We start from the raw sequence: 12,117 nt of genomic DNA, 5'->3' as shown, positions 1-12,117 counted from the left end.
ATAAAGGTATATTTTAATGTCAATAATTAACAATATGTATATTATTAACTTAATATAATTCGTGGGAATTAAAAAACCTCATAAACCATGACTATACTTACAGGTTATGGCAGCTACATTAAATAATTGAGGGTGAACCGCTTTAGCTCTAGTGTGAATCTTTAATTAACATATTATAAATCAAGAATAAAAATAATTAATACGTATGGTGAAATATGGATACTACGAGGTTAAGAAAGTTATTATCCCATCAACAAGGGATCTTGTCTAAAATTGCATTAGGCACTCCCCTAAATGATATTCTTAATGACATTTGTTTATCTATTGAAGAAATTATTGAAGATGAATCAGCAAAGTGCTCAATTTTATCATTAAAAGATGGGCAACTTTTTCATTGTGCCGCCCCCAATATTGACGAAAAATATTGCCAAGCTATAAATGGAATTGCGATCGGTCCTAACATGGGATCATGTGGTACTGCCGCTTATTCTAATCGTCGTGTCATCGTTGAAGACATTGCGGTTTCTCCTCTTTGGCTAGAATTTAAAGAACTAGCTTTGGGTTTTGGTTTGAAGTCATGTTGGTCAACACCTATTATTTCAACACAATCAAAGACTTTAGGCACTTTTGCTATTTATCATGGGACAGCCAAATCCCCATCAGTTCAAGATTTAGAGTTAATTGATTATTTTGTACACTTTTCAAGTATTGCATTAGAAAAAAATGTTGAATCACTCAATGCTAAAAAACTGATAGCTGATTTACAGCAAAGTAATGAAAAATTTAAAGCATTCACTAAAGTTATGCCTGATCTGATTTTAATTTTAAGTGAAGAAGGTAAATATACTGACATTTATGGTTCCTCTAACGATTTATTGTGTAAATCACCAAGGGAAATAATTAATAAAAATGTGAGTGACGCGCTTCCTGAAAGAGAGGCATTGTTGGTTATGGATGTGATTGCGCAAACATTAGCAACCAACGATGTTCAATTTTTTGAATATGAACTTGAAACCCAAAAAGGTAAAATTACTTTTGAAGGGCGAACAGCTCCTTTGGATCATTACCACCCAAATAATCCATCGCAAAGGCATGTTGTATGGATGGCTAGAGATATTTCGATCCGTAAAAATGCAGAAAAAGAAATCGAAAAGCTCGCCTTTTTTGATGCACTTACGGGCCTACCCAATAGGCGAATGTTAAGTGATAAACTCGCTTTATGTGTAGAAAAAATAAAACACACTCATAAGACGGCGGCTTTATTATTTTTAGATTTAGATAATTTTAAAAGAATTAATGATTCGCTAGGGCATAGTGCAGGTGATGAAGTGTTAATTGAATTGGCGAATCGGCTCAGCGCCGTTTTAAATAATTCAGGTACATTAGCACGAGTCGGAGGGGATGAATTCATTGTTTTGTTAGAGCATGTTGGCGAAAAACAAAATCACGCTAATATAGAATCAGAAAATATTGCAAAAAAATTACAAGGCGTATTCAATGAGAAGTTTGAAGTTGGCAATTTAGCATTTCAGGTGAGTTGTAGCATTGGTATTTGCTTAATTGATGATATAAATTTAATTCCTGACAATATATTAAAGTTTGCTGATACAGCTATGTACCGTTCTAAAATGAAAGGAGGCAACAGCTGTAGTTTTTATGATCCGGCGCTGCAAACCTTACTAGAGAATCAAGCTGAACTTGAAACAGACATTGTAAGAGCGATAGCGTGTGATGAATTTTGTGCGTATTTTCAACCTCAAATAAATGCTACAGGACACATTGTTGGGGCCGAGGCACTTATTAGATGGGATCACCCGAATAAAGGGTTAATAGCGCCCAATGAATTTATTCCGATAGCAGAACAATACGGGCTGATTCAAAAGTTACAAAATATTGTACTTCGCGATATATGTATTCTAATTAATGAATTGAGTAGCAATAAAATCATTAATGAATCATTTTGCATCTCAATTAATATAAGCCAATGCCAATTTAATTCGTCCACTTTAAAAAGTGAGTTACTCAAAGCCATTACTCATTTTAATGTACTGCCATCACAAATTAAGTTAGAAATCACTGAGTCAATGTTATCTGGTGATATAGTCAGCATGATTTATCAAATGGAAGAGCTAAAAGATAAAGGGTTTATGTTTTCCATCGACGACTTTGGTACCGGTTACTCTTGTTTAACGCACTTAAGCGCTTTTCCGGTCAAAGAATTAAAAATAGATAAAAGCTTTATTGATAAGGTTTTAGATAACGGCACAGGCTTTAGCATTGTACAAACAATTATAAATTTAGGTAAAAGCTTAAATTTATCGGTGGTGGCTGAAGGTGTTGAACAATTAGCACAATATGAAATGCTTAAATTAATGAATATTGACTCAATTCAAGGTTATTTAATTGCAAAGCCCATGCCTCACAATCATTACTTGCAATGGCACAAAGATCACTTTGAAAAGACACTATAATACCAATTTTATTAAAATATGATCATTCTAGTGTGTTAAATAACTCACTAACTGCGTTAAAAATTATTTATATAGAACAACACTATGCCTAACTTTGGCCTTGTTATTAAGCTATTTTCTTATCGCTATAATAGATCACTAATTTAATGCAATGGGTATAATTTACCCAAATATATTTATTAACCTGAACTTTTCAGTGAAAACAAGGCGAACTTACGCGTTAATAGCTGGCCTATTGCAAGTAAATTCAACGTAGTTAGCGCTGAAAATAGCTGCTCGAGATAGATTTATTATCCAGAGTTCAGGTTTATTAGATAGTTAATTCTCATAAGGTATTAAAATGAACCAATTAACAGAAAGAACAATAGAGTGTCCTTATTGCGGTGAAGCAATTGATATTTTAATTGATGCGTCGGATTTAAACGAGCAGTACATTGAAGATTGCCAAGTGTGTTGCAAGCCTATAAATTTTTTAGTTTCGCACAATGTTGATGATGAATTGATTGTTAATGTATATGCTGAAGATGAAGCGTATTAGGGTTTGAACTGATTTAGCTGTACATTTAGCTCTCTGCGTTTTTACTATCTCCTTTTATTAAAATGATGTTCAACAGACTGTGCAGAACTGTTTGCTGTTTTTTTTAGTGCGCTTCGTATAAAATCCGCCTTGTAATTTTTATCATCAAATCTTCAAATATTAACGTTTAAATAGCGAGACTTTCTTATCCTTTCTAAAGATGACACTAAATCAATGACAGATATAACAGTAGTAACTCACAATGGTAATTTTCATGCAGATGACGTTTTTAGTATTGCAGTACTCAAACATGTTTTGCCAACATTTAAACTGGTACGTACTCGCGATAAAACACTGATAGAAAGTGCCGACTTTGTAATTGATGTAGGTGGCGAATACGACCCTCAAACGAATCGCTTTGATCATCATCAACGCGGTGGTGCAGGGGAGCGAGAAAATGGCATTCCTTTTTCATCGTTTGGTTTAGTGTGGAAAAAATATGGTTTAGCACTGTGTGATGATAATCAAGCGGTAGCCGACAGAGTGGATTCAGGCTTAGTTTCAACCATTGACGCCATTGATTGTGGTCATGTTGAAGGTGTCTCAAAAGGGATAAGCCTGAGCCAAACAATCTCAATGTTTAATCCTACATGGGAAGAAGAAAGTAACTTTGATACCTGTTTTGATGAAGCTGTTGAATTTGCAGCTCGTATGCTCATTCGTTTTATCGCCTCAGCTCACGGAAGTGTAAATGCAAAAGAGATTGTTGCTAAAGCAATTGAAAATGCAGAAGACGCCAGAGTTATCGTGCTTGAAAAATACACACCGTGGAAAAAAACAGTGCATATTTTATCAAGTGATGCGCTATACATGGTTTACCCATCGCATTCTGGGCAATGGATCTTACAAACAGTACCCGTTGAGCCAGGATCATTTGAAGACAGAAAACCGCTTCCTAAAGCATGGTCAGGTTTATCTGATCAAGCATTTGTAGATGAAACCGGTATTGACGACGCTGTGTTCTGTCACAATGGTTTATTTATAGCCGGTACTAAGTCGTTTGAAAGCACAATGAAACTTGCCACAATGGCGCTTAGTGAATAAAAGCGCAGATTAACAAAGAGTAATAAAGCATAACAACCCATATGGGTTGTTATGCTTTTATTTTAGCGCGGAGCATTATGTTTGAATTAAAAATAATCGTACTTTTTACAATTACTGCCTTAGCAGAAATAGTAGGTTGCTATTTGCCTTATCTGTGGCTTAAGCAAGATAAAAGCATTTTACTTTTAATTCCTGCTGCTTTAAGTCTTGCACTATTTGCATGGTTGCTATCTTTACATCCTACTGCCGCAGGGCGGGTGTATGCAGCTTATGGCGGCGTGTATATTTGCGTTGCGCTATTATGGTTATGGGTTGTTGATGGCGTAAAGCTAACTATGTGGGATATTATCGGTGGTTTAGTTGCACTGCTTGGTATGGCAATAATTATGTTCGCACCAAAGTCGATTTGATTCAAATTAATGCCAAAGCTTACTCATAATGAAATAACCCTTGAGCTTCCTGAAAGTCAATTTTTTGAAGATATGTTTGGGGTAGACTACCCAGGTTATCTCCCTTATTGGCTGGCTTATATGAGCCCAAAAGAGAGGCAAGCGTACCTTTTAGCTACAAAGTCTGAATATATGGATATAGTTGATGAAATGTATAGCGAAAGTTTTAACTGGCAGGAGTGGGTGCCTTATCCTTATTAAAACATCACAAAGCCGTATGTGCTAATGATCTATTTATTGAAGTCATAAGCTCAAAGTTCAACATTGATTACCAACCCAACACTCATATTTTGATGGAATAAAAGATGAATATTTTATACCTTGTGGTTATTTTTATACTTACAGTAGTTAGCCTCCTATTTTTTTCGTTTTTAATTTATAGACTCCCAAAATCCCATCAGAAAAAATGTGTTGAAGGTGAAATTGTATTTGTTTTTATTGATATAAATCCATGTTTTAGACACTTTTTTGAAACTGTTATTTTAAGAAATAAAGTGGTTACTTTAGCTGATAATAGTAAGCGCTTTTATGTAAGTGGAAATGACTATAAAAAACTCTGGAAAATTAGCCCACATAAATTAACTATAACAGGCAACACATACAAGTTAAGATTAATGACTACGCGATTATTGTTTGGTGGATATGGTTTATCTGCGGTTGAAAATATGACTGAGATAGATAAAAAGCCAATAATAGTTAAATAAAAAGCATCTCCTATCACCAAAGTAACTCCAGATCCGTTTTATTTAATAGGGGGGGTCATTTTTACTAATAAAATGCACCGTCGACTGTATTTAAAATGACTCCTCTAGTAATTTTTTTTCATCTCGAATAGTTATCTACACCTTATTTTATCTGTGCTAGCGAGCTGAACTCTATTGATTGTTTTTTTAATATTAAAAATTACTCGTTACGAGTAAAAATACTTGTTGGACTTAAATCCCTATTTTTCTTTTAATGCGCGCAATCAGCCGATACTCACTATTGGCATTCATCAAATAAAAGAGAAAGATAAATGAAAGAAACAACATCACTAGAACAAGCTCGTACGAGCTACAATGTTCGTCATTGGAGCCAAGGTTTTTTTGGTATTAATGATCAAGGTGATGTGTATGTGGCGCCCAAGGCTCATGCCCCAGAGCAAACCATTGCATTAACAGATATCGCAAAGCAACTACAAGATAAAGGTTTAAGCTTACCTGCTTTAGTTCGTTTTCCGCAGATTTTACACCATCGTGTACACAGCTTATGCGCCGCATTTAATACTGCGATTGAAAACTATGGTTACCCTAAAGACTACTTATTAGTTTATCCAATAAAAGTAAATCAACAACGTGAAGTGGTTGAAGAAATAGTAGCAAGCCAAGCACAAGTAGAAAAAAAGCAACTTGGTTTAGAAGCAGGCAGCAAGCCTGAACTGCTAACTGTATTAGCATTGGCTGAAAAAACCAGCGCCGTTATTGTATGTAATGGCTACAAAGACAAAGAATACGTGCGTTTAGCACTGATTGGCGAAAAGCTAGGTCATAAAGTATATATCGTACTTGAAAAGCTCTCTGAGCTAGACATGGTACTTAGCCAAGCAAAAGAGCTTAACGTAAAACCACGCATTGGTATTCGCGTACGTTTAGCGTCGCAAGGTAAAGGTAAATGGCAAGCGAGTGGCGGTGAAAAATCAAAATTTGGTTTATCTGCATCGCAAGTTTTGCATGTAGTTAATCGTTTAAAAGACGCAAACCAGCTTAATTTACTCCAGCTAGTACATTTTCACTTAGGGTCGCAAATGGCGAACATTCGTGACGTACGTTTAGGTGTAAGCGAAGCTGCGCGTTTTTACTGTGAGTTACGCAAATTAGGCGCAGAAATTGATTGCCTTGATGTAGGTGGTGGCTTAGCTGTTGATTACGACGGCACACGTAGCCAATCGCATAACTCTATGAATTACAGCTTAGCTGAGTACGCAAATAACATTGTGTACACCATTGGTGATACATGTAAGCAATATGAGCAACCAATGCCGACTATTATTTCTGAGTCAGGTCGTGCGCTTACGGCGCATCATGCTGTGCTTATTTCTAATGTTATTGGTACTGAAAGTTACACGCCAGAAGAGTTAGTAGCGCCAGCAGCAGATGCACCCCTGTTATTAAAAAACATGTGGGCATCGTTTGTACAGTTAACTGATTTAACGGATGACCGTGCATTAATTGAGATTTATCACGACAGCCAAGGTGATTTAGCTGAAGCGCATAACCAATTTGCACTCGGTTTACTTGATTTATCGCAACGTGCATGGGCTGAGCAAATTAATATTCGTATTTGTTATGAACTTAACAAGCACATGGATAATAAAAACCGTTTTCATCGTCCTATTATTGACGAGTTAAACGTACGTTTAGCCGATAAGTTTTTTGTAAACTTCTCGTTATTTCAATCGCTTCCAGACGCATGGGGCATTGATCAAGTGTTTCCGGTACTGCCATTAAGTGGCTTAACTGAAGCACCAAAAAAACGTGCTGTATTACTTGATATAACCTGTGACTCAGACGGTGCACTTGAGCATTACGTAGATGGACAAGGTATTGAAAGCACATTACCTGTACCAGAGTTTAGTGCTGACAAACCTTATTTAATGGGCTTTTTCTTGGTGGGTGCTTATCAAGAAATTTTAGGTGATATGCATAACTTGTTTGGCGATACGCACAGCGCCATTGTTAATATGGATGAGCAAGGCGTTGCAAGTATTACCGAAATAAACCAAGGTGACACTGTTGCCGATATGATGCGCTATGTACATTTAGATGTTGAAAGTTTTCAGCAATCATACGAACAGTTAGTGTCTGCAAAGATAGAAAAAAATGAACAGCAAAGCGTTTTAGACGAGTTGCAAAGCGGCCTAGACGGCTACACTTATTTAGAAGAGTTATAAGCAATGTCAACTTTGTTTGGTCACGCAGATCACTCATTGTACTCAAATGGGATGACGTTTTTACGTCGTCCTATGGTGCAAAACATTAATGCAATTGATGCAGACGTAGTGGTTTTAGGCTTACCGTTTGACTTAGCAACATCGGGTCGCCCAGGTGCACGCTTAGGCCCTGATGCAATTCGTCGTGCATCGGTTCATTTAGCATGGGAAGACACTAAATACCCGTGGACGTTTCCGTTGTTTGAGCGCTTAAAAGTGGCCGATGCAGGGGACTTTACTTACCCTGTTGGCGACCCTGAGTATTTTACTGCGCAATTAGAAATGGCTGCTGAGCAAATACTTCGTCAAGGTAAAACGCTATTAGGTTTAGGGGGGGATCACTTTGTGACGCTTCCGCTATTACGTGCACATGCAAAAATACATGGCAAAATGGCGTTAGTGCATTTTGATGCGCACACCGATACCTACAGCAATGGCTCGCGATTTGATCATGGCACTATGTTTTATCATGCACCAATGGAAGGGCTTATAGATGTTGAGCACAGTATCCAAATAGGTATTCGTACCGACTTTGATCAAAGCAAACATGAGTTTGCTGTGATTGATGCAATGCAAGCCAACGATTTACATGCAAATGATATTGCAGCGCAAATACTTGAACGAGTAGGTGACCTACCTGTTTACTTAACGTTTGATATAGATTGTTTAGACCCTGCGTTTGCGCCTGGTACAGGCACTCCTGTGTGCGGTGGTTTAACGTCAGATAAAGTACTTAAAGTACTGCGTGCGCTAAAAGGCATAAACATGGTAGGTATGGATGTGGTTGAAGTATCCCCGTCGTACGACCAAAGTGAGCTTACCGCTATTGCCGCAGCAACCATTGCGAGCGAATTATTGCATTTGTGGACGCATAAAAATAAGTACTAACTTTACAAATTAAATACTACAAAAAAGGGTATGCGCTCGCATACCCTTTTTTAGTTAGAGGTATCGATTATTCTGCAGCTTAATTTCCTTTAACCAAATAAAGCTTAACGCAATAAGCGGCAAGTTGGTGGTTACAGGGTTAAATGCTTCAATCAGTAATTGTGGCTGCATAACAACTACAGCGAGTAAAAGCCCAATAAGCGCTAATATATTTAAAGTGACTAGGTGCTTATGTTTATAAAACACAAATAAACACAGTCCAAATATAATTTCGCCAACACCCGCCGAACGTGTAATTAAGTCAGACACTTCGGCTGAAAAACCAGCACTGCCCGTCATTAACTTTTCAAGTGGCGCTACGTGGTAAAGCTTTGGAAAAAAACCGTGAATGATACTAACCCAAATAACTATTTGAACAATTTAACGTTCTAAATCAATTGCTAACGTCGTTAAAAAACTTTTATTTAGAACCACTAAACACAAAGTTTTTTGCCTAGTTACTAAATGATTTATTTAACGTTAAAATAGCCCCCATAGTTAATTGAATTAGTATATCCAACTTAAACTCACTATGTAGCGAGCAAGTTGAATGTAACCGTGATTATTTCCTAGCATTGTCAATACGCTCTTGTGCACTTGGGTGGCTAGATAAGTACTCTAATAAGTTATTCACTTTTTCTAGGTGTTCGTTTTCACTGGTATGGCTTTTTTGTAGCGCTTCTATTGCATCAGCAAAGTCATTACTCGAATACCCTAGCGATTCTAATTGGGTGAGTGCAAAGCTGTCGGCCTCACGCTCCATATCTCGTGAAAACCCTTGCTGAGCAAACGATGCACCGGTACCAAGGGCAATTTCTGCAACACCCTCTAAATCACCAAATACAACCGCTAACACAATCGTACTTGCGGCAGATTGCGCTGTAATACGTACGCTGTGCTGGTGGACTACATGGCCCATTTCGTGTAGTAATACCGCTTTTAGGGCATTGGGTTTATCGGCAAGTAAATTTGCCAACTCATCAGTAACGACTATACGCCCATGGGGCAGCGCAAATGCGTTAGCACCAAAGCTGTCTGATTTATAAAACGATAACCTATAAACCGATTGATCAAGCGATAACGCATTAAGCATACTTTTAAAATGTGCTTGTACTTTCGCTTGTTGCTCAATAGGTAGTTCACTTGGATCGAGTGCCAGTTTTTTGATAACCGTAAAGCTTTGTTCGCCCATTTGGTTAATAACATTGTGTGGTAGCGTATCTACGCTGTAAACCGCAATGGCTGGCACGGCTTTATAAAGCACTAACCACATAAATAAAGGCGTAAAAATAACAGCGGCTAAAACTGCCCATTTACTTTTTTCAAGGCGTTCCATTATGTGATGGTTATTTTCTTTAAATGGCCATCTGTAACTTACATCAAGAGGAATAAAACGACTGCCATCTTCAAAGTTTAGTTCATCGGCAAGTCCTGCCATCCCCGAGCTTAAATTAAGACTTGAGATTGTATGGCGAGCGATAACGTGTTCATCGTGAATAATCTCAATGTGTGTGTCGCTAATAGTTGCAACACACACTTGATAATTACTCGATGCTTTGGGGAAAAAATGTCCCTTTACATGCATGGTGAGCTCTTAAGTTAGAGAAAGGTCAATATCAAATACGTTTGCAGCTTCTTCAGCGAATGACGACTGCTGCTCTTGTTGTGTATCAATTAAGTTTAATGCCCCAGGGTAAATAGTTACCGTTGTTACATTAGCAAGCATTTTTGATGTACGTACTTTTGCCCACGGGTAAGCTAGCCCTAGTGAAAATACAATAGCTAACATATTAGTGAGTAGTAAAATAGCAAATGGAATTGGTTTTAACTCTGAGTTAAATGTTGCAACATTTTCAAACTGGCTATTATCAAAAATATGATTACGAATAGCGGCTGTCCATACGGCGGTGACTATGGCTATCATTAGTACATAGGCAATCATCATAATGATAGGAAGTATAACCATTACTGCCGAATTCTGCTGATTTTCTATGTCCATTAAACCGAACCCAAATAACCCTAAAATACCCATAAAGAGCACCATAGTGATTGAGCTAACCACAAAACAAATGAGCGCTGTCAGGTAATAGGTTTCGCCTTTTAAAATAACATTAAGCGGTTTGTCACCATAACTAATGTTGCTATGGATATAGCTATCGATACGTTTTATAACATAAGGCATCAATAAATAAAGCGTAAATACACTGGCGGTAGGTAAGAGTATAAAGTTAACAAACGCTTCGCCGTAATCGCCTTTAAATGTAAAGCGGACGTTACGATGGCGTGTCATACGCATATTGAAACGTAGACCTTGATTTATGATCCACGGCATTAAAAATAGAAAACCAATGGCAAACAGAAAGCCGACGATTGGTAAAAAGCTGGTGGTAAAGGTGTAAATAAAAAACACAATAACCGCTAAAATCCGGCCCTTTAAAATTTGTATTGGCGTTGCTAGGTAATCAAAACTATGACCATCTATGCGGGTATGACCATAAAAATAACGGTACGTGCGCACTTTTGCCCAAGCAGAGTATATGCCGAGTGTTATAACGCTAAGTAAAATATTTACAATCCAAATACCAAAAAACTCAGCGCCTTTACCACTAAATTGTACTTTGCCGCTAAAAATTGGCGTTGCAGGTTGGCTTATTGTCTCATTAGATTCGGGAGGGGTTGGGTGTATTGATTCCATTTAAAGTCTATCTCCATGATTTTTTTGTTAATTTACCTGTTTTTAGTGAAAAATTCAATGTTTATAATTACGTCAACAGTTCAGCAGATCTTAATTTTAGTTATCCACGAGTTCTGATCGGGTAATAAAAAAAGTATAAATTGACCTTCCTTGCTATTTTTCGAGTTCAGATGTTATAGCTAAATCTGTTATACTGGGCGGACAATTTTATGGGGCTGTTATGATTTCAAAAAACCAACTCAAACTTATCCGCCAACTTGGCCAAAAAAAGTACCGAAAGCAATATAATCAATACCTTGTGCAGGGTGAAAAAAACGTACTTGAGTTATTAAACAGCCCATTAAATGTGGTTAATATTTTTGCTACAAACGAATTTATAAACGCGTATCAAGGTAAGTATCAGCACGCTAATTTTATTGAAGCGGATGAAGAAGTCCTCACCAAAGCCAGCACGCTAGTTAGCAATAATGCAGCCATTGCTATTGTTGATATGCCAACGGCGGCTTTACCACACGCAAATGGCTTAATACTCGCGCTTGATGGCGTATCAGACCCTGGTAATTTAGGCACAATAATAAGAGTGGCAGACTGGTACGGTATTAAACATATAGTAACTAGCATAGACAGTGCTGACGCTTATAACCCAAAAACAATTAGCGCCACAATGGGCTCGTTTGTAAGGGTATCGGTAAGCCAAGTTGATTTACCTGATTACCTAAAGTCTTTAAATTTACCTGTTTACGGTGCTTTTTTAGATGGCCAAAGTGTACATAAAACCCAATTTACTGGCTCAGGCGTTTTGCTAATGGGCAGTGAGTCGCATGGTATACGTGAGGCATGTACAAAGTTAGTAACCAATAAAATCACCATCCCCGCTTTTGGTGGTGCAGAATCGCTTAATGTTGCAATGGCAACCGGTATTATTTTAGATAATTTTAAACGACAAGCTTAACAATTTAACTGTTTATGAGTTAAATTGTTTGTAA

12 protein-coding genes are annotated in these 12,117 nt (G+C 37.4%); 9 read left to right on the top strand and 3 right to left on the bottom strand.

Going from position 1 to position 12,117, the window contains the following annotated elements:
- Positions 1 to 215 precede the first annotated feature (215 nt).
- From ACJJVZ_RS13640 to speB, 8 genes are all read left to right on the top strand, one after another.
- Positions 216 to 2,471, top strand: a complete 2,256-nt coding sequence (locus ACJJVZ_RS13640; RefSeq protein ID WP_405601244.1) for an EAL domain-containing protein — start codon at positions 216 to 218, stop codon at positions 2,469 to 2,471.
- Positions 2,472 to 2,811: 340 nt separating this feature from the next.
- Positions 2,812 to 3,009: a CPXCG motif-containing cysteine-rich protein gene (locus ACJJVZ_RS13635; RefSeq protein WP_405601242.1), complete on the top strand. Its 198-nt coding sequence runs from the start codon at positions 2,812 to 2,814 to the stop codon at positions 3,007 to 3,009.
- Between the two features lie 213 nt (positions 3,010 to 3,222).
- Complete coding sequence (locus ACJJVZ_RS13630; RefSeq protein ID WP_138585815.1) at positions 3,223 to 4,092, top strand: MYG1 family protein; 870 nt, start codon at positions 3,223 to 3,225, stop codon at positions 4,090 to 4,092.
- A 77-nt stretch (positions 4,093 to 4,169) separates the two neighbouring features.
- Positions 4,170 to 4,502, top strand: a complete 333-nt coding sequence (locus tag ACJJVZ_RS13625) for a YnfA family protein (RefSeq protein WP_405601239.1) — start codon at positions 4,170 to 4,172, stop codon at positions 4,500 to 4,502.
- A 9-nt stretch (positions 4,503 to 4,511) separates the two neighbouring features.
- Positions 4,512 to 4,742: a hypothetical protein gene (locus tag ACJJVZ_RS13620; RefSeq protein WP_405601237.1), complete on the top strand. Its 231-nt coding sequence runs from the start codon at positions 4,512 to 4,514 to the stop codon at positions 4,740 to 4,742.
- 104 nt (positions 4,743 to 4,846) lie between these two features.
- Positions 4,847 to 5,245 carry a hypothetical protein gene (locus ACJJVZ_RS13615; protein WP_405601234.1) on the top strand — a complete coding sequence of 133 codons (399 nt, stop codon included), beginning with the start codon at positions 4,847 to 4,849 and terminating at the stop codon, positions 5,243 to 5,245.
- 311 nt (positions 5,246 to 5,556) lie between these two features.
- Positions 5,557 to 7,470 (top strand): biosynthetic arginine decarboxylase, encoded by a 1,914-nt coding sequence (speA, locus tag ACJJVZ_RS13610; RefSeq protein WP_405601232.1) that lies wholly within the window; start codon positions 5,557 to 5,559, stop codon positions 7,468 to 7,470.
- Positions 7,471 to 7,473: 3 nt separating this feature from the next.
- Positions 7,474 to 8,397, top strand: a complete 924-nt coding sequence (speB, locus tag ACJJVZ_RS13605) for an agmatinase (RefSeq protein WP_007583987.1) — start codon at positions 7,474 to 7,476, stop codon at positions 8,395 to 8,397.
- Between the two features lie 54 nt (positions 8,398 to 8,451).
- Here speB and ACJJVZ_RS13600 read toward each other — a convergent pair whose 3' ends face one another.
- The 3 genes from ACJJVZ_RS13600 to ACJJVZ_RS13590 form a co-directional block, all read right to left on the bottom strand.
- Positions 8,452 to 8,817, bottom strand: coding sequence for a DoxX-like family protein (locus tag ACJJVZ_RS13600; protein ID WP_405601545.1), 366 nt, complete (start codon positions 8,815 to 8,817; stop codon positions 8,452 to 8,454).
- Positions 8,818 to 8,998: 181 nt separating this feature from the next.
- Complete coding sequence (locus ACJJVZ_RS13595) at positions 8,999 to 10,021, bottom strand: M48 family metallopeptidase (protein WP_138585820.1); 1,023 nt, start codon at positions 10,019 to 10,021, stop codon at positions 8,999 to 9,001.
- 9 nt (positions 10,022 to 10,030) lie between these two features.
- Positions 10,031 to 11,131, bottom strand: a complete 1,101-nt coding sequence (locus tag ACJJVZ_RS13590) for a YjgN family protein (protein ID WP_405601230.1) — start codon at positions 11,129 to 11,131, stop codon at positions 10,031 to 10,033.
- A gap of 220 nt (positions 11,132 to 11,351) precedes the next feature.
- Between ACJJVZ_RS13590 and ACJJVZ_RS13585 the strand changes: the two genes are divergently transcribed.
- Positions 11,352 to 12,083 carry an RNA methyltransferase gene (locus ACJJVZ_RS13585; RefSeq protein ID WP_405601228.1) on the top strand — a complete coding sequence of 244 codons (732 nt, stop codon included), beginning with the start codon at positions 11,352 to 11,354 and terminating at the stop codon, positions 12,081 to 12,083.
- Positions 12,084 to 12,117: the final 34 nt, after the last annotated feature.

Source organism: Pseudoalteromonas sp. Ld19, assembly GCF_045064135.1.
Taxonomy (GTDB): Bacteria; Pseudomonadota; Gammaproteobacteria; order Enterobacterales; family Alteromonadaceae; genus Pseudoalteromonas; species Pseudoalteromonas aliena.
This window is presented reverse-complemented; position numbering and strand designations above follow the sequence as displayed.

Excerpts from the sequence above, each read along its gene's own strand:
- ACJJVZ_RS13615 (WP_405601234.1), top strand. The coding sequence starts at position 4,847 with ATGAATATTTTATACCTTGTGGTTATTTTTATACTTACAGTAGTTAGC.
- speA (WP_405601232.1), top strand. The coding sequence starts at position 5,557 with ATGAAAGAAACAACATCACTAGAACAAGCTCGTACGAGCTACAATGTT.
- ACJJVZ_RS13595 (WP_138585820.1), bottom strand. The coding sequence starts at position 10,021 with ATGCATGTAAAGGGACATTTTTTCCCCAAAGCATCGAGTAATTATCAA.
- ACJJVZ_RS13590 (WP_405601230.1), bottom strand. The coding sequence starts at position 11,131 with ATGGAATCAATACACCCAACCCCTCCCGAATCTAATGAGACAATAAGC.
- ACJJVZ_RS13620 (WP_405601237.1), top strand. The coding sequence starts at position 4,512 with ATGCCAAAGCTTACTCATAATGAAATAACCCTTGAGCTTCCTGAAAGT.
- ACJJVZ_RS13630 (WP_138585815.1), top strand. The coding sequence starts at position 3,223 with ATGACAGATATAACAGTAGTAACTCACAATGGTAATTTTCATGCAGAT.
- ACJJVZ_RS13635 (WP_405601242.1), top strand. The coding sequence starts at position 2,812 with ATGAACCAATTAACAGAAAGAACAATAGAGTGTCCTTATTGCGGTGAA.
- ACJJVZ_RS13625 (WP_405601239.1), top strand. The coding sequence starts at position 4,170 with ATGTTTGAATTAAAAATAATCGTACTTTTTACAATTACTGCCTTAGCA.
- ACJJVZ_RS13585 (WP_405601228.1), top strand. The coding sequence starts at position 11,352 with ATGATTTCAAAAAACCAACTCAAACTTATCCGCCAACTTGGCCAAAAA.
- speB (WP_007583987.1), top strand. The coding sequence starts at position 7,474 with ATGTCAACTTTGTTTGGTCACGCAGATCACTCATTGTACTCAAATGGG.
- ACJJVZ_RS13640 (WP_405601244.1), top strand. The coding sequence starts at position 216 with ATGGATACTACGAGGTTAAGAAAGTTATTATCCCATCAACAAGGGATC.